Genomic DNA, 20,570 nt, shown 5'->3' with positions numbered 1-20,570 from the left:
GGTTCCAGCCTTGGTCTGCGGGAGGCTACATTGCGTTCTATGTTTCTAGAATGTAAACTATTGAGCTCAAGGTTTCACAGTTATCGAACTTTAAAATGGCCCGCAAAACCCATCTCAAACATGTCGCAGACGCCGATCTGAAATTACTTCGCGTGTTCAAGGCAGTGGCCGAAAGCGGTGGTCTGGCTGCCGCCGAAAGCGAACTGAACATCGGCAAATCGACGATTTCCAAATACATTGCTGACCTTGAACTGCGGCTGGACCTGAAGCTTTGCAACCGGGGGCCCGCAGGTTTCTCCCTGACAGACGATGGCGCCAAGGTGCTGCGCTCCGCCGAAGGGCTGCTGATCTCTGTGGCGGATTTCCGCGCCGAGGTGAATGAAATCAAGCAGCAATTGGCCGGAACCATCCGGATTGCGCTGTTCGATCAATGCGCCTCAAATCCGGAAGCCTTCGTCCCGGGCGGCATCCGGGCCTTCAACAAAGCCGCCCCCGCGGTGGAAATCGATTTATCGTTGGAGCCGCCCAACGTGATCGAAACCAAGGTGATCAGCGGCCAGCTCGACATTGGCATTCTTGCGTTGCACCGGCCGTCCCCCAGCCTTGATTACATGCCGCTTTATGGTGAAAACATGTTCCTTTACTGCGGCAAGGGGCACCCGTTCATGGACCGCGACCTATCCGCTCTGAGCCTGTCGGATGTGCAGGCAATGAACTATGCGGGAATCCGGGTGAACTCCCCTAACTTGCATGTTGGTCAGACGTTGGGCTTCCGCCGCGCCGCGAAAGTGCAGAATGAACAGGCACTGGCGATCCTCATCATGTCCGGCAGCTATCTGGGGTTCCTCCCGGACCATATGGCCGAGGGTTATATCCGAAAAGGACTGATGAAAGCAGTGCTGCCCGAGGAGATCCGCTACCGCAGCCAATTTGCGGCTGTCACCCGCAGACGCCCTGCGGTGAACCGCATCACCAAGCTGTTTCTGGACACGCTGACCGCCGCGCACTCCCTCCCGGCGGCCGATGCGCTACTTGCCCGGACCTGAGCCGAAACTGTTCAAATGATGTCCAGCGACACCTTGACCCGGTCCATCACCACAGAAGATGTGAACCGGCTGACGTTGGACTCATCAAAAAAGTACTCCTGGGTGAAGGCTTCGTATTCCTTGATGTCTTTCACAATCACCATCAGAATAAAGTCCGCCTCTCCAGTGGTGTAGTAACACTGCTGCACCTGCGGCGCCTTGCGCATCTTGCGCTTAAAGGCGTCCAGATGCATCCGGCTTTCACGCTCCAGCACAACCTGCACGATCACCGTCATCTCCCGGCCCATCTTGGACGGCGACAGGATCGCGATTTCCCTTTCGATCACCCCGGTGTCACGCAGCTTCTTCAGCCGTTTCTGCACCGCGGGCGCTGACAGGCCGACCTCCTGGCTGATCGCTTCAGCGGTCAGCTGGGCATTGGCCTGTATCAGCCTCAGAATTTCACGGTCTTTTTTGTCCATGAGTGATTTTTGGTTTGGTTTAACATGAATGACAACTTGAAAACCCGCCACGGGCCTTTCCGGCGACCGGCTAAAGCGAACGTCTTGCGGATGCAAAACTACGGAATGTGAATATGTTCAGACCTGACAATTTGCGTCACCCCCGCAGCGCATTTCCTGACTCAACGCACTAGCAGGGCCTTAAAAATAAGTGCTTCAGGCATCTTTCCGGCCGGATTGGCACACGATTCAAATTTGCGGCATCAAATACGCAAAGATTCCGGAAAACTTCATTTGCGGCCTATTTGCGGTACACACTTTATCAGGACTTTCCAGACTATGACTCCTTCAGGCCCCGGTGCGACCGGGCGCCGCAGACTGCAGGAGACCCTGGCCAATGCCCCGACTAACGAAACTGCCGCTGAAACTGAAACTGCCGCTGATCATGGTTGCGCTGACGGGTGTGTTTCTCGTCACCGTGTCCGTTCTGGTCTATTCCATGGCAGAGCGCAGCATCCGAGAAAACGCCTTTGCCGCCCAGAAGATCGAGGCCAAATCCGGCGCCCAGGCGCTTGGCTTCCTGATCAAGGCCGCGCGTTCCGACCTCTCCAGTTTGGCAGGGCAGCCTGCGGTGTTCCGCGCCATCAGCAATTTCGAGCGGGTGATCGGCATGGTCGAGGAAGACGACCCGGTTGCGTATCTCAAGCAGACCTACGCCGCCGGAAACCCCAACTCTGAGGACCGGCGGGAGGAGCTGACAGATGCGGGCGACGGTTCCTATTACAACCAGTCGCATGTCACCTATCACCCCACCTTCCTGCAAAGCTTGCGCCTCAACGGCTATCAGGACCTGTATCTGATCACCCCCGCCGGGCAGGTAGTCTATTCGGTGAAAAAGCAGGACGATTTCATGACCGGTGTTCAGGAAACGCCTGACAGCGGCCTGTCGCAGGTGTTCCAGGCAGCGCTGGAGGCAGAAGCAGGCACAATCGCGGTGGCAGATTTTTCCGCTTACAGCCACAGTCCGGACGCCGCAGCCTTCATGGCCGCACCAGTGTTTGCCAAGAACGGTAAAATCGCCGGGGTGATTGCCATCCAGCTCGGCACCGATGGCGTCGTCAAGGCGCTGACCAGCAACCTGTCCGGCGGCACCCATCAGAACATCTATGTGGTTAGCAGCGACGGTGTAGCCCGCAGCCCGTCCTCCGTTGTGGGCCTGTTTCCGGCACTGCAGAAACTTACGGGATCACCGCAGATCGAGGCCGCCAAGTCGCGCGAGGCAGGCCAGTTCGAAGGTGTCGCCTCCTCAATGGGCGGACGCGCCATTGCGCAGGTAATGCCGCTGGACCTGCCCGGATTCGACTGGTCGCTGGTGCTGGAAACCGACGAACATACCGCCTTTGCCGTTGTCGAGCGTATCCGCCTGATTGCGGCTGCCATGATCGGCGCGGCGCTATTGGCCGCGATCGGTGTTTCCTGGCTGGCGGCGCGCAGCGTCACCCGTCCGATCCACGCTCTGCGCGAAGCCACCAATGCGCTGGCCGATGCAGATTACACTTCCGAAATCCAGGGCCTCGCCCGCGGTGATGAGCTTGGCGATCTGGCCCGCAGCCTCGACACCTTCCGCGGCAAGCTGAAGGACGCCGATGAGGCCGCAGCCCGCGAAGTAGAGGCTGCCCGCCATACCGCCGCCGTAGTCGAAAGCATGAGCGCGGCCCTGTCAGAACTGCAGCGCGGCAACCTGGCCTGCGACATCCAGGCGCCATTCGACGGGCACTACGAAACCCTGCGGGAAAACTTCAACCGCAGCCTGGAACGCCTGCGCGGCTCTATGGGCGAGGTTGTCGATGCTGCAGAAAACGTCGGCCGTTTCTCAGAGGAACAGCGCGGCGCAGCAACTGAGATGGCGCATCGCACCGAGAGCCAGGCAGCGACACTGGAAGAAACCGCAGGCGCCATCCGCGAGCTGACCGGTGGCATCCGCAATACCGCCGACCGGGCAGGCCGGATGGACGAGACTATGCGCGGCGCCCGCAGCGAGGCAGAGCAAAGCACCGATGTAGTAACCTCGGCGGTGGCGGCAATGGATCAGATTCAGGAAGCCTCGGCGGAGATTTCCAAGATCATCAACATGATCGACGACATTGCCTTCCAGACCAACCTTCTGGCGCTGAACGCGGGCGTCGAAGCCGCCCGAGCGGGTCCCGCCGGGGCAGGCTTTGCCGTGGTCGCCTCTGAAGTGCGCGCACTGGCGCAACGCGCCTCCAATGCCGCAGGGCAGATCAAGGGGCTGACCTCCGCCAGTGAGGAGCACGTTGCCAATGGCGTTGCCATGGTGGGCCGCGCAGGCGATGCGCTGACCAGCATCATCGAGCAGGTCTCAGCCGTTTCCGGGCTGGTGACTGAAATCGCTGACGGCGTCCGCATCCAGTCCGAAGGGTTGGAGAAAATCGACGGCGCCATGCATCAGCTGGACAATATGACCCAGCAGAACGCAGCCATGTCCGAAGAAGCCGCGGCAGCCAGCCAGCTCTTGCAGAATGAATCACAAAGCCTGACGGACGTTGTTGGCCGCTTTGACCTGGGCGGCAGCGGTTCAGCCCCGGCCCAAGAGTTCGCCAGAGAACCGCACCGAATGAGCGCTTGAACATAGTTCCCCCGGCATCAGCCGGGGGAAATTCACAATGCGGGGAAACGGATCTAACTCAACATAAGTCTCATTACATGCCGCTTACCTAGACCCCCAGGAACCGGTCCGCAATATCCGCAGGCAGCTCACCTATCCGGCCCTCCCAGGCGTTGCTGCCCTTGTTCAGTATAACCGCGCGGTCGGCGACGGCGGAAAGCTCCTTCAGCGACTTGTCCACCACCAGGATCGACAGACCCGCCTCGCGCTTCAGCCGGGCAATGGCGGCCCAGATTTCCTGCCGCACCACCGGCGCCAAGCCTTCGGTTGCCTCATCCAGGATCAGCAGCCGCGGATTGGTCATCAGGGCGCGGCCAATGGTCAGCATCTGCTGCTCCCCGCCCGAAAGCGATCCGGCGGCCTGCGTCCGGCGCTCCTCCAGCCGCGGAAACAGCTCTGCCACCCTGGCCATATCCCAAGGGCCGGGACAGGCCGCGGCAATCAGGTTCTCCTCCACCGTCAGCGGCGCGAAACAGCGCCGGCCTTCCGGCACCAGACCAACTCCCAGCCGGGCGATCTTGTGCGACGGCAGCTGGCGCAGGTCGTGGCCGTCGAACGTCAGCTCCCCCTTGGAGGACGCCAGCATCCCGCAGATCGTCTTGATGGTGGTGGATTTGCCCATGCCGTTGCGGCCCATCAGCGCCACCACCTCGCCCTCGCCGATCTCCAGGCTGACGCCGAACAGCGCCTGCGCCGGGCCGTAGGAGGCCTCAACCCCTTGCAATGACAGCAGGCTCATGCGGCATCCTCCTCTCCCAGATAGGCGCGGCGCACCTCGGCATTGGCGCGGATCTCATCCGCGGTACCGGTGGCGATGATCTGGCCGTAGACCAGCACGCTGATCCGGTCCGCCAGGGCAAAGACCGCATCCATGTCGTGCTCCACCAGCAGAATCGGAGCCTCTTGCCGCAAGCCATCCAGGAACCCGGTCAGCGCCTTGGACCCGGCAGTGCCCAGGCCCGCCATCGGCTCATCCATCAGAAACAGCTTCGGTTTCAGCGTCAGCGCCACCGCCACCTCCAGCTGGCGGCGCTGGCCGTGCGACAGATCCGCAGTGCGGCGGTTGGCATCCTGCGTCAGCCCGACCCGCTCCAATGCAGTGCGGGCGGTCTCCAGCAGTTCCGGGTCCTTCATCACGTTGCGGAAGAAATGGAACGGCCGACCGCGCCCGCCAAGCGCGCCCAGCACCGCGTTTTGCAGCACCGTGTATTCCATCGCCAGTGCGGAGATCTGGAACGTCCGCCCCAGCCCCATCCGCGCCCGCGCCACCGTATCCAGCGCGGTCACATCCTGCCCCAGCAGCTCGACCGTGCCGCTGTCCGGCACTAGGTTGCCCGCGATCTGCTTGATCAGAGTGGACTTGCCCGCCCCGTTCGGCCCGATCAGCGCATGGATTTCTCCGGACCGCAGGTCCAGCGAAACATCGCTGCTTGCTTTCAGCGCGCCAAAGCACTTGTTGAGCCTATCGGTTTTCAGAACCACATCAGCCATGTGCCTTCTCCCGTCCAGCCAGCGCTCCAATCAACCCGCCGCGGGCAAAGAGCACGATGAGCAGCAGAAGCACACCTAGGAAAATCTGCCAGTAATCGCTGATCCCGCCCAGAAGATGCTCCAGCAGAATATAAAGCGCGGCACCGGCAACCGGACCGTAAAGCCGCCCGACCCCGCCGAGGATCACAAAGATCATGATCTCGCCGCTGGTGTGCCAGCTGAGCATGGTCGGGCTGACGAACCGGTTCAAATCGGCAAACAGCGCCCCCGCCAGCCCGGTGATGGCGCCGGAAATCACAAAGGCCGTCAGCCGTAAGATGAACGGTGTGAGGCCCACCGCCTGCACCCGGTCCTCATTCTGCCGCGCCGCCGCCAGAGCCAGCCCGAAGGGTGAGCGCGCCAGCCGCGCCGCGAAAACCAGCGCCAGGCAGAGGATGACATAGGCAATGGCAAAGAACTGGATCGGATCCAGGGTGTTGAGACCTGGGAATTCATTCCGCACCCAGATCGACAGCCCGTCCTCGCCGCCATAGGCACTCCAGCTGATTGCGAAGTAATAGAGCATCTGCCCGAAGGCGAGGGTGATCATGATGAAATAAACGCCCGAAGTGCGCAAAGACAGCGCGCCGATCACCAGCGCCGCAAGCGCGCTGAACACTACCGCCACCAGCCAGATCAGCGGCATCTGGTTGCTGCCCTCAAACAGGAACGGCCACTCAAACAGCGGCTCATAGTTCTGGGCATGGGCGGCCAGAATGCCCATGGCATAGCCGCCGATTCCGAAAAACGCCGCATGGCCCAGGCTGATCAGCCCGCCAAGCCCTAGGGCAATGTTCAGCCCAACCCCGGCCAGCGCCAGGATCGCGGCCTTGGTCGCCAGCGTAATGATGAACGGCTCATCCAGGCTCCAGGCAGCCAGCGGCACGATCAGCAGCGCCGCAATCATCGCCCAATTGAGCAGGCTCTCGCGCGTCAGCATCATGCGCTCCCTCCATAAAGGCCAGAGGGGCGCACCAAGAGGATCGCCGCCATCAGGATATAGATCAGCATCGAGGCCAGCGACGCCCCGGCAGAGGCCGCACTGGCCGGGTCCATGAAGACTGCAAACAGCTGCGGCAGGAACACACCGCCCAGCGTATCGGTCATCCCCACCAGAAGCGCCCCGGCCAACGCGCCTTTGATGGAGCCGATGCCGCCGATCACGATCACCACAAAGGCCAGGATCAGCACCGGCTCGCCCATGCCGACCTGCACCGACTGGATTGCGCCGACCAGCGCGCCCGCCAGCCCGGCCAGCGCCGCGCCGAGCGCAAATACCAGCGTGTAGAGCTTGGAAATATCAACGCCAAGCGCGGCAATCATCTCCCGGTCGGCCTCGCCCGCCCGGATCTGGATGCCGATGCGCGTGCGCGCAATCAGCAGGAACAGCCCGGCGGCAATGGCCAAGCCGATCAAGATGATCGTCAGCCGGTACAGCGGATATTGAATACCCCCCGGCAGGCTCACCGGCCCCGACAGGTAGGACGGCACGTCCAGGAACAGCGGGAAAGAACCGAACAGCCAGCGTGTGCCCTCAGAGAAAATCAGGATCAGCGCAAAGGTCGCCAGCACCTGGTCCAGATGGTCGCGCCGGTAGAGGCGCCGGATCACCACCAGCTCCATCAGCGCGCCCGCGGCGGCAGCGGCGGCCAGGCTTGCGATCAGCGCCAGCAGGAACGATCCGGTCCAGCCCGCCACCGCCGCGGCGGCAAAGGCGCCAACCATATAGAGCGAGCCATGGGCCAGGTTGATCAGCCCCATCACCCCGAACACCAGCGTCAGCCCGGCTGCCATTAGAAACAGCATCATCCCGAGCTGGAGCCCATTCAGGATCTGCTCCAGAACTAGAATATACGTCATTTGATTTTCCGAAGGGGAAGTCTTGCCGTGTGCGGGGGCACCTCAGGCGCCCCCGTCCGGGTCAGGTCTTACATCTTGCACTCGGCCGCGTAGGCGTCGGCGTGATCGCTCAGGCCGGTGGCGATGATCTTGTTGGTGAAGACGTCGCCTTCCTTGATCACCTCACGCACATAGATGTTCTGGATCGGGTGGTGGTTGTCACCGAATTTGAAATCACCGCGAACCGATGCGAACTCCGCCGCTTTCAGCGCCGCTCGGAAGCTGTCCTGATCAGACACCTCCGCCTTGTCCAGCGCGCTCAGGATCAGGTTGGCAGTGTCAAAGCCCTGGCTAGCATAAAGCGACGGCAGGCGGCCGTATTTCTGCTGGAAGGACACAACAAATTCAGCGTTGGCCTCATTGTCGATGTCCTTGTTCCACTGCGAGGTGTTCTTCACCCCCAGCGCCGCGTCGCCCACCGCCTGCAGGATGCCTTGGTCAAAGGAGAACGCCGGTCCCACCACCGGCAGGTCCACGCCGCTGCCCGCATATTGCTTGAGGAAGGAAATCCCCATGCCGCCGGGCAGGAAGAAATAGACCGAGTCGGCTCCGGACGCCCGGATCTGCGCGATTTCGGCGGCATAATCGGTCTGACCCAGCTTGGTGTAGATCTCACCCGCCAGTTCGCCGCCATACATCCGCTTGTAGCCGGTCAGAGCGTCCTGCCCCGCCGGGTAGTTCGGCGCCAGGATGAAGCTGTTCTTCAGCCCTGCCTCGTTGGCATAGGCGCCCGCGGCCTCGTGCAGGTTGTCGTTCTGCCAGGCGACGTTGAAGTAATTCGGATGGCAGCGCTTGCCCGCCAGCGCCGAGGGGCCGGCGTTCGGCGACAGGTAGAACACATTCTGCGCGGTTGCCGCAGGCACCACCGCCATCGCAAGGTTCGACCAGATGATGCCGGTCAGTATGTCCACCTTCTCGGACTGTATCATCCGGTCGGCGATCTGCACCGCCACGTCGGGCTTGCGCTGATCGTCCTCGATCACCACCTCGACGCCCTCGCGGCCATCCTGTTCGATCGCCAGCATGAAACCGTCGCGCACATCCACGCCCAGCCCGGCGCCGCCGCCGGACAATGTGGTGATCATACCGATCTTGGTATCCGCCTGTGCTGCAACAGCCAGCGCCGGAATCGCAGCCGCCATTGCAAGCATCCGAATGGTCTTCATTACGTCTTTCCTCCCAGAATATGACCGGCCCTTGGGGGCCTGGGTTCTTGATCAAATGCTTGCGACTTTAACGCCGCCCCGGCAGAAGCCAAGCCCCGCCACAGCCGGCATCGTCGCGGCTGATCTTGCGCCAGCCCTCGGGATCAGCCTACGCAGGCTTGAATATATATTTCAAGCATAAAATATATAGGGCAATATTGTTGCCCGAATTGCTGCAGATGCATGATAATGGCCTTGCTGCAGATGCGAGGGGCCGGCCCCTCGCGCTCCCCGGGGTATTGGTCACCAGAAAGAAGCAGCAGGTTCTCAGGCTGAAAAGCCTTGTCCGAAGCAACCTGCCAGATGATCAATCAGTGCCCGGATCCGCACCGTCAGGTGGCGGCTGGAGGGATAAACGGCGTAAAGCGTTGCCGGGTCAGTTTCCTGTTGTTCGAAAAGCACTTGCAGCCTGCCGTCGCGCAGGAACGGCAGCGCGGTGTAATGCGGGCAGCGGGCAATGCCGAGCCCGCTGGCGGCCATATGCGCCACCGCCCGGGGGGAGTTGGCGCGGAAGCTGCCGCTGACGGTGACGGTCCGTTGCGCAGCACCCTGGCCAAAGACCCAGGCATCGGGCTGCGGCGAGGTCATCTGCAGCAGGCAGTTGTGGGTCGCCAGCGCCTCTGGCTCCGCCGGTTCGCCGTGCTCTGCCAGGTAACCGGGCGAGGCCACCACCACCAGCCGCATGCCGCAAAGCTTGCGCGCCACCAGTGTCGAATCCTTCAGGGCGCCGAAACGCACCGCCAGATCCACCCCCTCCTCCAGCATCGGCAAATGCCGGTCGGACAGCACCAGCTCTACCTCCACCTTGGGGTGCGCCTGCTGGAACGGCTGCAGTGCCTCCACCAGTTCCCGGCTGCCGAAACCAGTAGGCGCGGTGATGCGGATCGGGCCTGCCAGCTCCTGCTGGCGCAGCTGCACCACGTCCTCCAGCTCGTCGAATTGCGCGAGCAGCGGCAGGCAGCGCTCCAGATAGGCCCGCCCGGTATCACTCAGCGTCACCTTGCGGGTGGTGCGATTGAGCAGCTGCGCGCCCAGCTGCTCCTCCAGCCGGGCGACATACTTGCTGGCCAGCTTGGTGCTGATCCCCAGCTGCCGTGCGCCGGAAGTAAAGGAGCTTTGCGCCGCCACGGCGGCAAAGGCGCGCATGCAGTCTAGCTTGTCCATCCCAGGGCCTCCGGCATCAGTTATGAACGATATATACATAATCATTCCATGAATTGGAATATTATCGCCATGCTAGGCACGGTGTATCTACCGGGTGTCTTCAGAAACCAGCGGCCCCTGCCGCAGCAAAGGACCCCAGACATGGCACATCAGATCCGCATCCACAGCTTTCCCCTCTCCGGCCACGCCCACCGGGTGGAGCTGTTTGCCAGCCTCACCGGCCTCGCCCATGAGGTTGTGAACGTCGACCTCGCCGCTGGCGAGCACAAACAGCCGCCCTTCCTGGCGCTGAACCCCGCAGGCCAGGTGCCGGTGATCGAGGACGGTGAAACCGTCATCAGCGATTCCAACGCCATCCTAGTCTACCTCGCCCGCAAATACGCGCCGTCCTGGCTGCCCTCCGATCCGGTCCAAGAGGCCGAGGTGCAGAAGTTTCTGACCCTTGCGGCAGGCGAGATTGCCTTTGGCCCGGCGGCGGCGCGGCTGATCAACGTCTTCAATGCGCCGCTGGATGCAGACTTCTGCGCAACCGTTGCGGCCCGTGTGCTGGGCAAGATCGACGCCCATATGGAGGGCCGCAGCTTCCTGGTCGGCGACACCCCCACCATCGCTGACGTGGCAGCATACTCCTACATCGCCCACGCGCCGGAGGGCGGCATCTCGCTGGAGCCTTACCCCAACGTCCGCGCCCTGCTGGCAAACATCGAAGCTTTGAAAGGCTTCAAGCCGATGCCCGCAACCAAGGTTGGGCTGGCTGCCTGATCCCGCCGGCGGCGGTCCACCGGGCCGCCGCCGCACCGCTCCAGCTAAAGGAGGCTCCAATGCCCCATGACGCAGACAGCCCCTCGCCCTTCCACGCAGGCGAACAGGAAATGCAGCGCCGCGCGGGCAAGCGCGACATGGCAGAAACCCTGGGCCGCCGGATGATCCGCCCCTTCATGCCTGAGGAGCACCGGGAGTTCTTCGCCCAGCTGCCGTTCCTGGCGGCCGGCGCCGTGGACGATGACGGCTGGCCCTGGGCCAGCCTGCTCAGCGGTGCCCCCGGATTTGCCGTCTCGCCCGACCCGGAGCACCTGCAAGTAACGCTGAATGGAACTGCGGGGGACCCGGTCCAGGCCGCCATCCGCGAGGGCGCACCGCTGGGGTTGTTGGGGATCGAGCTGCACAGCCGCCGCCGCAACCGGCTGAACGGGCGGATTGTTTCAGCAGGCCCGGAAGGTTTCACCCTGCGGGTGGACCAGTCCTTTGGCAACTGCCCGCAATATATCCAGGAGCGCGATCTGACCCCTGCCAATGACGCGGCCCCCGCGCGCCCACAGGCCTTTACCACACTGCCGCCGGAGCACAGCACACGGATCGCCCAGGCCGACACATTCTTTGTCGCCAGCCACATCCCCACCGCCGAAGACCCGGAACGCGAAGGCGTCGATGTCTCCCACCGCGGCGGGCGGCCCGGTTTTGTCCGGGTGGCAGGCAATACCCTCACCATCCCGGATTTCCGCGGCAACAACCACTTCAACACGCTGGGAAACTTCCTGCTGAACCCGCGCGCGGGCCTGGCCTTCCCTGATTTTGAAACCGGCAGTCTTCTACTGCTGACCGGCGCGGTGGAGCTGCTGGAAGAAGACCATCCGGACGTGACCGCCTTTGAACGCGCACAGCGCGGCTGGCGCTTTACCCTTCACAAGGGCCTGTGGCTGGAAGCCGCCCTGCCCTGGCGAACCGGCCCGGGAAGGTTTGCCGCTCAAACCCTGCGCACCGGCACCTGGGCGGAAACCCAGTCCAGTAGCGGCACACCCGCCAAATAGCATCCTCGCGTGAGACCCTGAAATTTTCTCTGGACAAGACTGTCCAGGATCGCCGATGAATTGGACAGAAATGTCCAAAGGGCGGATTCGGGGGAGATCCCCGCCTGCCCGGTGACGGCAGACAGGGAGCAAAGCCATGAAGTCGCACTATCGTGCCGTTGTCATTGGGGGCGGTGTTGTCGGCACCTCTGTCCTCTACCACCTGGCGAAATTCGGCTGGAGTGATGTCTGCCTGATCGAGCGCTCGGTGCTGACAGCAGGGTCCAGCTGGCACGCGGCGGGCGGCTTCCACGCGCTGAACGCAGATCCCAACATCGCCTCGCTGCAGGCCTATACCATCGACCTCCTGTCCGAGATCGAACAGGAATCCGGCCAGTCCGTCGGCATGCATATGACCGGCGGCATGACGCTGGCAGGCACCCCGGACCGCTGGGAATGGCTGCAATCGGCCTACCGCACTTTCCAGTCGATCGGCATCGACGACTGCCGCCTGATCACCCCCCAGGAGGCTGGCGAGCTATGCCCGATCATGTCCACCGAGGGCATCCTCGGCGGCATGTGGGCCGACCGCGAGGGCTATGTCGACACCACCGGCACCGTGCACGCCTATGCCGGGGCTGCCAAGAAACGCGGCGCCGAGGTGATCGAGCACAACCGGGTGCTGGAACTGCACCAGGTGGAGGGCGGCTGGCAGGTCGTGACCGAAAAGGGCACCATCCACACTGAGCATGTGGTCAACGCCGCGGGCCTCTGGGCCAAGCAGGTGGGCCGGATGGCTGGCGTAGAACTGCCGGTCTCACCGCTCAACCACCACTATCTGATCTCCGACACCATCCCCGCGCTGGAACAGCTCGATTTCGAGGTGCCGATGACCGTGGACCTCGAAGGCTTCACCTATATGCGCCAGGATCAGAAAGGCATTCTGCTCGGCATCTACGAGATCGACCACCAGCACTGGATGATGGACGGCGCGCCCTGGGAATACGGGTTCGAGCTGCAGCAGGAAGACCCCGACCGGATTGAGCGCGAACTGACACTGGGGTTCGAACGTTACCCGGCGCTGCAAACCACCGGGGTCAAGACCTGGGTCAATGGCGCTTTCACCTTTGCCCCCGACGGCAACCCGCTGGTCGGCCCGGTGCGCGGCAAGCCCGGCTACTGGTGCGCCTGCGGCGTGATGGCCGGCTTCCTGCAGGGCGGTGGCGTCGGCAAGTCGCTGGCCGAATGGATGATCCATGGCGAGCCGGAGGCGGATGTCTTTGGCATGGATGTGGCGCGCTTCGGCGACTACGCCCAGAACAAGCGTTTCATCAAGGAAACCACCGGCCAGTTCTACACCCGCCGTTTCGTGATGACCTACCCGAATGAGCAGCTGCCCGCAGGCCGCCCGCTGAAGAAGGTTCCGGCTTACGACGGGATGAGTGCCGCAGGCTGCCGCTGGGGCGCCAGTTACGGGCTGGAGATCCCGCTCTATTTCGCCCCGTCGCAAGACTTTACCGAAACCCCGACCCTGAAACGCTCCAACGCCTTTGAGATCGTCGCAGAGGAATGCAAGGCGGTGCGCGAGGCCGTGGGCCTCCTCGACATTTCCGCCTTCTCCCGGTTTGAGGTCTCAGGTGCAGGCGCCGTGGCCTGGCTCAACCGCCTCATGGCGTCGAAACTCCCCGCCCCTGGCCGCGCCAAACTGGCGCCGATGCTGTCGCCTGAGGGCCGCCTCAAGGGCGACCTCACCGTGTTCAACTGGGGGGACGGCAGCTGGTGGATCATGGGCAGCTACTACCTGCGCGAATGGCACACGCGCTGGTTCCAGGACCACATGGGCGAAAGTGTAGAGGTGCGCGACGTGAGTGATGCCGTCACCGGCTTCAGCCTCTCCGGCCCGAACAGCCGCAAGGTGCTGGAAAAGCTGACGGATGGCCCCATCGAAGACCTGCCCTTCATGGGCTGCGGCACCTTCGACATCGGGATGCTGCGCCTCAAGGTGGGCCGCCTCTCGGTCGCGGGGGAACTGGGCTACGAACTCCACTGCTCCGCTGCCGAGCACATCACCCTGCGCGAGACCCTGCTGGAAGCCGGTGCAGACCTTGGCATCCGCGAAGTCGGCTTCAATGCGCTGCTGAGCCTGCGGCTGGAAAAAAGCTTTGGCATCTGGAGCGCTGAATTCACCCAAGGCTACACGGCGGCGCAAACCGGCATGGACCGCTGGATTGACTGGAACAAGGACTTCATCGGCCGCGATGCCGCGCTGAAGGAACGCGAGACCGGCGGCCCGGCGCAGGTGGTTGTTACCCTGGAAGTGGACGCCACGGACGCCGACGCCAGCGGCTATGAGCCGGTCTGGCAGGGTGAAACCCGCGTCGGCTTTGTCACTTCCGGCGGTTATGGCCACACCACGTGTAAATCGCTGGCGCTGGCCATGGTGGACCGGGCGGCAGCTGCGGAAGGCACAGACCTGACCGTCCACATCGTGGGTCAGGAACGCGCCGCCCGTGTGATTGCACCTTCCCCCTACGACCCCTCCGGCACAGCGATGAGAGGTTAAGGCCATGACCATCGAAAACGACAGCGCCGCCCGCGGGCGCAGACGGCGGGGACGCGGGGGCGACACCGCCCCTGCCCCGCGACGCACCACAAACTACCGCCAGCTAAGAAACCCCTTCCCGCTGATGGAGGTCTTCCCGGCGCATCAGATCGCGGACATGCATGAAACCGCGCTGAAGATGCTCGAGGAACTGGGCATGAAGGTTTTGCTGCCGGAGGCGCGCAAAGTCTATGCCAAAGGCGGCGCCCGCGTCGATGAAGACAGCGAAATGGTCTATATCGGCCGCGACATGGTGGAGGCGGCGCTGGCCACTGCCCCCCGCTCAATCACCTGCCGGGCGGGCGCACGGGAGCGCGATATCACGCTGGAGCTGGGCAGCCTGGTGTTCCAGGCAGGGGCAGGCGCGCCAAATGCCACCGATCTGGAACGCGGCCGCCGCCCCGGCTCAGCCCGGGATTACCTGGAATACCTGCAGCTTACCCATCACTTCGACGTCTTCCACATGATCTCCCCCCAGGTGGAGCCGCAGGACGTCCCCATCCATCTGCGCCATTACTTCACCACTGAGGCGCAGATGACCCGGACCGACAAGTTCCCCTTCATCTTCTCACGCGGCACGCCGCAGGTGATGGACTGCTTCGAGATGATCCGCGACTTCCGCGGGGTGTCGGATGCGGAATTCCGGGCAGAGCCGCGCTGCTACACCATCATCAACACCAACAGCCCGCGCACTCTGGACATTCCGATGGCGCAAGGCCTCATCGACTTTGCCCGCCACGGGCAGGTCTCGATCATCACGCCCTTCACCCTGATGGGAGCCATGGCGCCGATCACCGTCGCGGGCGCGATCACCCTCAGCCATGCGGAGGTGCTGGCCGCGCTCACTCTCACCCAACTGGCTAATCCCGGCGCGCCGGTCTGTTATGGCACTTTCACCTCCAACGTGGACATGAAATCCGGCGCGCCTGCATTCGGCACGCCCGCGCATTTCCAGGCCTCCCTGGCCGCAGGCCAGCTGGCGCGGCACCTTGGTCTGCCCTGGCGCTCTGCCGCCGGGTCCGCGTCAAACTGCAACGACGTGCAGGCGGCCAATGAAAACCAGATGGGGCTCTGGGGTTGCCTGATGGCCGGCGCCACCGTGATCATTCACTCGGCCGGCTGGCTGGAGGGCGGGCTGTCCGTCTCCTACGAAAAACTGGTCACCGACGCCGAAGTCCTGAACATGATTGCCGAACTTTGCGCAGGCGCCCAGGCCGGACCAGAGGAAATCGGCTACGCCAGCGCGCTGACACAAGTGGAGCCGCAGGGACATTTCTTTGCCGCCCCCCAGACCATGGACCGCTACAGCACGGAATTCTATGAGCCTGTGGTGCATGACTACGCCAATTTCGGCACCTGGTCCGAGCGCGGCGCCCTGGATGCCAACCAGCGCGCCACCCGGGTCTGGAAGGATATCCTCGCCCATGATACCCGGCCGGTGACGGACGAAACCCGCGCTGAGGCCCTGCAGGCCTTCATCGCCAAGCGCACCGCAGAAGGCGGCGCCCCGCCGGAGAGCTGACATGGCCAGACGCGCCGCGCCGGTGCTGCACCGGGACAACCCCGAGAAGGAACCCCTCAGCGGCCATGTGAAGGTCACGCCGGAGGACTGGCTGAACGTCGCCCGCGACCTGCTGGTCAGCGAAGGGGTGGCCGGGGTCAAGGTGCTGGCGATCGGCGAACGGCTCGGCGTATCGCGCTCCAGCTTCTACTGGTACTTCAAAAGCCGCAAACACCTTCTGGAGGCGCTGCTGGACGACTGGGAGGCGCGCAACACCGCGCCCATCCTCGACCATTGCGACCTGCCCGCCGCCAATATCTCCTGGGCGGTCTGCAATTTCTTCCGCTGTTTTGTCGACCCGGACCTGTTCGACGCCAGCCTGGACTTCGCGGTCCGCGAATGGTCGCGCCGCGACGGCAAGGTGCGCAACCGGATCGACGCGGCGGATGCGCAGCGGCTGGCTGCGGTGACGGCGATGTTCGAACGCCACGGCTACTCCGCCTATGAAGCTGAGGCCCGCGCCCGGATCCTTTACTTCATGCAATGCGGCTACCACGCACTGGAAGTGCGCGAGCCTATGCAGGCCCGCACCGCCCGGCTGGAGGGCTACCTGCTGGGTTTCACCGGGGTTGACCCGGACCAGCAGGCGGTGGCCGCGGCCCGGGCCTTTGCGGAACAAAAGATGGACCGCTGACTGCAGCACGTCTCGGCCTGCCGCGACGGCGCCGAGAAGGCGGCCCGCTGCACCCGCAGCCGAAAACTGCAGAGGCATACCCTGGGGAAGCCCGCGGAATCTCTCCCTTCAAAGGCAAGCAGCGGACACTTCATCCCTGCACGAAATCTGCACAAAAGCCCCCTGAAACCTGCGGAGACAGCACGCCAAAGCTGCAAGCGCGGGCCTCATCCTGCCTGGCAAAGAGATTTGAGAGCAGGAGACAGGACATGAGGCAGGAACTGGTTATTCACGGGGTGCCCGACAGCATCAGGCTGGATGGGTGGTGGCTGGAAACGGCGGACGGGCCGCCGCAGGCTCCGCACCGCCGCCCGCGGGACGGCGGGCCGCTCATCGCCGCTTTACGGATCCGCCATGCGATACCGCTTCTGGCGGCCCTGGTTGCAGTTGCCGACTGGCTGTTCTGGGAACAGCCCGCAGGCATCTCGGTTGCGGTTTTTGCGCTGATCCTCTCTGCTGCCGTCATGGCGATGAAACCGCGGCGGCCAACAGCCCGGGAATGGGCCGGTGCGGCAGGTTTTGCTGTGCTCAGCAATCTGCCCGCCGCCATTGAGCTGCAGTTCCTGTCGGTTCTGTTCAGCCTCGGCGGTCTGGTCTGCCTTGTGGTCTGGGCGGTCTACGGCCAGGCCGCCAGCGAACGTCTGGCGCTGCGCACCGCCCTGCGCCTGCCGACCATCGGCGCCACGCTGCTGCTGCGCGATGCATTCCGCGCCATGCCCGCCACGGACCTCAGCTCAGGCGCCCGCCGCCAGGCGGCAGCGATGGCGCTGCCGCTGCTCATGGGCGCGGTTTTCCTAATGCTTCTGGCCGCCGCCAACCCGGTGCTGGAGGAGGTTCTGGCAGAGCTGGATCCGGCCCGCCTGTTCGAGCTGGAATTCTGGCTGCGGCTCCTGTTCTGGACCGTGATGGCAGCGCTGCTGTGGCCCTGCCTCAACCTCAGCGGGACATGGCTGGGCAGTGCAGCACCGCCCGTTTCCGTGCAAAAGGCAGGTCCCAGCCGGGCCGCCTTTCTCATCAACCCGGTTTCAGTGCGCAATTCGCTGGTGCTGTTCAACCTGCTGTTTCTGGTCCAAACGGTGATGGATCTTGGCATTCTGACCGGCGGCGTCTCCCTGCCGGAGGGGATGAGCTATGCCTCTTACGCCCACCGTGGATCCTATCCGCTGGTGGTGACGGCACTGCTGGCCGGTGTGTTCACGCTGGTGACGCGCAGCATGACTGGCGCCGACAGAACCCTGCGCGCTCTGGTCTACCTCTGGCTGGCGCAGAACATGTTCCTGGTGCTGACCGCCGCCATCCGGCTGCATCATTATGTCGGGGCCTATGCGCTGACTTACCTGCGGATTGCTGCCTTCATCTGGATGGCGCTGGTGCTGGCAGGGCTGGTTCTGACCGTGATGCAAATCCGCCGCGGCCACGGCAATGCCTGGCTGCTGCGCCGCTGCTTTGCCGCCCTTCTCGGCACTCTCTACATCTGCGGTTTCGTGAACTTCGCCGAGGTCATCGCCCGCTACAACCTGACCCACGGCAGTACGCTGGTGAAACAGGACACATACTACATCTGCAGCCTCGGTGCCGGTGCCTACCCCACTGTCCATGCCTTTGAAACCGAAACCGGACAGCAGGTCTGCGGCAGCGCAATGCACTATGACCTCTACAAGACCGCCATCACCAACTGGCGCGAATGGGGCTTTCGGAGGTGGCGGATCCAAGCCTATTATCAGCGGCAGAATTGAAGGACCCCATTTGATGCCAGCCCGCATTCTTGTTGTCGATGACGATCCCGATATCCTTGAGGTGACCGGCTTCGCGGTTGAAAAAGCTGGCTTTGAGACGCTTTTTGCCAGCGACGGCCTCGCCGCGCTGAATGCCAGCCGGGAGGAGACTCCCGACCTGATCGTGCTGGACATCGGCCTGCCGGAAATGGACGGGCTGGAAGTCTGCCGCGAGATCCGCAAATCCTCCGACGTGCCGATCCTGTTCCTCACCGCCCGCGATGACGAGATCGACCGCATCGTCGGGCTGGAGCTGGGCGCTGACGACTATCTGACTAAGCCCTTCTCCCCGCGCGAACTGGTGGCCCGGATCAAGGCGATCCTGAAACGCAGCGTCCCTGCTGCCCCGGCGCTGCCCGAAGCGGTGCTGGCGCAGGGCAGCCTGGAGTTGAATGCGGAGCGCCACCTCTGCCGCTTTGGCGCAGTGCCAGTGGCCCTGACCGGGTCGGAGTTCCGGCTGCTGGCAACCCTGATGGCCCGCCCGGACCGGGTGCTGTCGCGGGCACAGCTTGTGGATGCGCTGTATGGCTACAACATCCATGTCTCCGACCGCACCATCGACAGCCACATCCGCAACATCCGCGCCAAGCTCGCGCAGGCGGGCTGCGCCGAGGGGATCGTGACCGTGCACGGCGTCGGCCTCAGGATGGGCGCATGCACCCCAGCCTGAACCACAACGGGCTGACCCGCAAATGGCGGCCGCGGCTCTGGGCGGTGGTGCTTCTGGTGCTGGCGCTGGTCCTTTGCCTGCCCTTTGCCGGGCTTATCCTGTTCCGCTTCTACGACAGCCAGCTGGTGCAGCAGACCGAGGAAAGCCTGCTGACCCAGGCCGCGGTGATGTCGGCGGCCTATGCCGAGCTTTATGCAGGCGCAGCTGGCACCAAGCCGCCCCGCGGGCGCCCGGTCTCCGGCGAGCACGCGGTGTTTCCGTCGCTGTCCGTCAACAGCGAAACCGTCCTGCCGCCCCGCCCCGACGCAAAACCGCTCTCTGGTCCTGCGGGCGCCCCTTACCGGAAGATCGCAACCCCGCTGACCCGCATTGCCAATGCCGCACAGGCGCAGACGCTGGCCGGCTACCGGTTTCTCGACGCCCGCGGCAACGTCTTTGCAGGCACCGCCGAAACCGGCACCTTTCTGGGCCATGTGGAGGAGGTGCAGGGCGCGCTGGCAGGCGAAACCGTCTCTGTTGCGCGCACCCGCCTGCGCGAGGACGCGCCGCCCGCGCTTTACACTCTCAGCCGCGGGGCCCGCGTGCGCGTGTTCGTGGCGATGCCGGTCTATGCGGACCAGACCCTGATCGGCGCGGTCTACCTCAGCCGCACCCCGAACCACATCTTCCGCTTTCTCTATGGCGAGCGCTTCAACCTTGCCAAGGCCGCGGGATTTGTTGCCCTGTCCACTATGCTCATCGGCTATGTGTTCTGGCGCTTCATCACCCGTCCGATCCAGCTGCTGATCCAGCGCAGCCAGCTGGCGGGCCACGGAAGCCAGACGTGGGAGCCGCCGGACCAGCTTGGCACCCGCGAGATCGAGGACCTGAGCCGCAGCTTCCAGTCTCTGACCGGCCGCCTGCAAAGCAAGCAGGACGCGCTGAAGACCTATACAGCCCATGTGACGCATGAGCTGAAATCGCCGCTCACCGCCTTGAAAGGCGCTGCAGAACTGCTGCGCGACGACGATCTGCCCCCGGCACAACGGCACCGGCTGCTCGACACCGTAGACAAGGGCGGCAAGCGGATGGAGGACCTGCTGGCCAACATGCGCGCCTTCAGCCTGGCGGATCAGAGCGCGATGGCAGGAAGCTGCTGCCTGAACGAAATCCATGCGCAGATCTCGCAGGCCTTCCCGGCCCTTGCGGTCAAGGTGCAGAACGGCACCCTGCCGCTGCCGGTTGCCGCCCCCACCCTGCAGATCATCCTGACCCATCTTCTGGAAAACGCACAGCAACACGGCGCCAAACAGGCCGTGCTGACCGCCTGTCAGGACGGCACCGCCACCTGTCTCCAGATCGCAGACGACGGCCCCGGCATCAGCGCAGGCAACGCGGACAAGATCCTGCAGCCCTTCTTCACCACCCGGCGGGACAGCGGCGGCACCGGCATGGGGCTCAACATCGTCAAGGCAACGGCAGAGGCCCTCGGCGGCACGCTGAGTGTTGTCCCGTCCAGCAGCGGCGCCTGTTTCCGGCTGACCTTCCGCTGA

At 63.7% G+C, this 20,570-nt stretch carries 17 protein-coding genes; 10 read left to right on the top strand and 7 right to left on the bottom strand.

Annotation, left to right across the window (positions count from 1 at the left end; all coding sequences use genetic code 11):
• Positions 1-95 precede the first annotated feature (95 nt).
• Positions 96-1,046, top strand: coding sequence for a LysR family transcriptional regulator (locus RA21_RS10185; protein ID WP_019294600.1), 951 nt, complete (start codon positions 96-98; stop codon positions 1,044-1,046).
• Positions 1,047-1,057: 11 nt separating this feature from the next.
• On the opposite strand, the gene RA21_RS10180 is transcribed toward RA21_RS10185, so the two are convergent.
• Positions 1,058-1,507 (bottom strand): Lrp/AsnC family transcriptional regulator, encoded by a 450-nt coding sequence (locus RA21_RS10180; RefSeq protein WP_019294601.1) that lies wholly within the window; start codon positions 1,505-1,507, stop codon positions 1,058-1,060.
• Between the two features lie 376 nt (positions 1,508-1,883).
• Between RA21_RS10180 and RA21_RS10175 the strand changes: the two genes are divergently transcribed.
• Positions 1,884-4,133 (top strand): methyl-accepting chemotaxis protein, encoded by a 2,250-nt coding sequence (locus RA21_RS10175; protein WP_039148437.1) that lies wholly within the window; start codon positions 1,884-1,886, stop codon positions 4,131-4,133.
• A gap of 88 nt (positions 4,134-4,221) precedes the next feature.
• Here RA21_RS10175 and RA21_RS10170 read toward each other — a convergent pair whose 3' ends face one another.
• The 6 genes from RA21_RS10170 to RA21_RS10145 all read right to left on the bottom strand — a co-directional run bounded on the left by RA21_RS10170 (position 4,222) and on the right by RA21_RS10145 (position 9,970).
• The gene (locus RA21_RS10170) at positions 4,222-4,911 is read right to left on the bottom strand and encodes an ABC transporter ATP-binding protein (RefSeq protein ID WP_039148434.1); all 690 of its coding nucleotides are present in this window, start codon (positions 4,909-4,911) and stop codon (positions 4,222-4,224) included.
• Entirely contained in the window at positions 4,908-5,663 is a 756-nt protein-coding gene (locus RA21_RS10165; RefSeq protein WP_039148431.1) for an ABC transporter ATP-binding protein, read from the bottom strand. Before RA21_RS10165 ends, RA21_RS10170 begins: the two co-directional genes overlap by 4 nt.
• Positions 5,656-6,645, bottom strand: a complete 990-nt coding sequence (locus RA21_RS10160) for a branched-chain amino acid ABC transporter permease (protein WP_039148428.1) — start codon at positions 6,643-6,645, stop codon at positions 5,656-5,658. Before RA21_RS10160 ends, RA21_RS10165 begins: the two co-directional genes overlap by 8 nt.
• On the bottom strand, positions 6,642-7,562 hold the full coding sequence (locus RA21_RS10155) for a branched-chain amino acid ABC transporter permease (RefSeq protein WP_019294606.1): 921 nt from the start codon (positions 7,560-7,562) through the stop codon (positions 6,642-6,644). Before RA21_RS10155 ends, RA21_RS10160 begins: the two co-directional genes overlap by 4 nt.
• 68 nt (positions 7,563-7,630) lie before the next feature.
• Positions 7,631-8,767, bottom strand: a complete 1,137-nt coding sequence (locus RA21_RS10150) for an ABC transporter substrate-binding protein (RefSeq protein WP_039148425.1) — start codon at positions 8,765-8,767, stop codon at positions 7,631-7,633.
• Between the two features lie 306 nt (positions 8,768-9,073).
• Positions 9,074-9,970, bottom strand: coding sequence for a LysR family transcriptional regulator (locus RA21_RS10145; RefSeq protein ID WP_039148422.1), 897 nt, complete (start codon positions 9,968-9,970; stop codon positions 9,074-9,076).
• Between the two features lie 141 nt (positions 9,971-10,111).
• Between RA21_RS10145 and RA21_RS10140 the strand changes: the two genes are divergently transcribed.
• The 8 genes from RA21_RS10140 (at position 10,112) to RA21_RS10105 (ending at position 20,570) form a co-directional block, all read left to right on the top strand.
• Positions 10,112-10,732, top strand: coding sequence for a glutathione S-transferase family protein (locus RA21_RS10140; protein WP_039148419.1), 621 nt, complete (start codon positions 10,112-10,114; stop codon positions 10,730-10,732).
• A 59-nt stretch (positions 10,733-10,791) separates the two neighbouring features.
• On the top strand, positions 10,792-11,778 hold the full coding sequence (locus RA21_RS10135; protein WP_082008926.1) for a pyridoxamine 5'-phosphate oxidase family protein: 987 nt from the start codon (positions 10,792-10,794) through the stop codon (positions 11,776-11,778).
• Positions 11,779-11,914: 136 nt separating this feature from the next.
• Positions 11,915-14,320, top strand: coding sequence for a GcvT family protein (locus RA21_RS10130; protein WP_039148416.1), 2,406 nt, complete (start codon positions 11,915-11,917; stop codon positions 14,318-14,320).
• A 4-nt stretch (positions 14,321-14,324) separates the two neighbouring features.
• Positions 14,325-15,881: a trimethylamine methyltransferase family protein gene (locus RA21_RS10125; RefSeq protein WP_039148414.1), complete on the top strand. Its 1,557-nt coding sequence runs from the start codon at positions 14,325-14,327 to the stop codon at positions 15,879-15,881.
• A gap of 1 nt (position 15,882) precedes the next feature.
• Positions 15,883-16,554, top strand: a complete 672-nt coding sequence (locus tag RA21_RS10120) for a TetR/AcrR family transcriptional regulator (RefSeq protein ID WP_039148413.1) — start codon at positions 15,883-15,885, stop codon at positions 16,552-16,554.
• A 248-nt stretch (positions 16,555-16,802) separates the two neighbouring features.
• Positions 16,803-18,329, top strand: coding sequence for a DUF4153 domain-containing protein (locus tag RA21_RS10115; RefSeq protein WP_039148411.1), 1,527 nt, complete (start codon positions 16,803-16,805; stop codon positions 18,327-18,329).
• Positions 18,330-18,342: 13 nt separating this feature from the next.
• Positions 18,343-19,038 (top strand): response regulator transcription factor, encoded by a 696-nt coding sequence (locus tag RA21_RS10110; protein ID WP_039148409.1) that lies wholly within the window; start codon positions 18,343-18,345, stop codon positions 19,036-19,038.
• Positions 19,023-20,570, top strand: coding sequence for a sensor histidine kinase (locus RA21_RS10105; RefSeq protein ID WP_039148407.1), 1,548 nt, complete (start codon positions 19,023-19,025; stop codon positions 20,568-20,570). The genes RA21_RS10110 and RA21_RS10105 overlap by 16 nt, the downstream gene beginning before the upstream one ends.

Source organism: Leisingera sp. ANG-DT, assembly GCF_000813785.1.
Taxonomy (GTDB): domain Bacteria; phylum Pseudomonadota; class Alphaproteobacteria; order Rhodobacterales; family Rhodobacteraceae; genus Leisingera.
The sequence above is the reverse complement of the archived record's forward strand: the minus strand, read 5'-3'. Positions and strand labels throughout refer to the sequence as shown.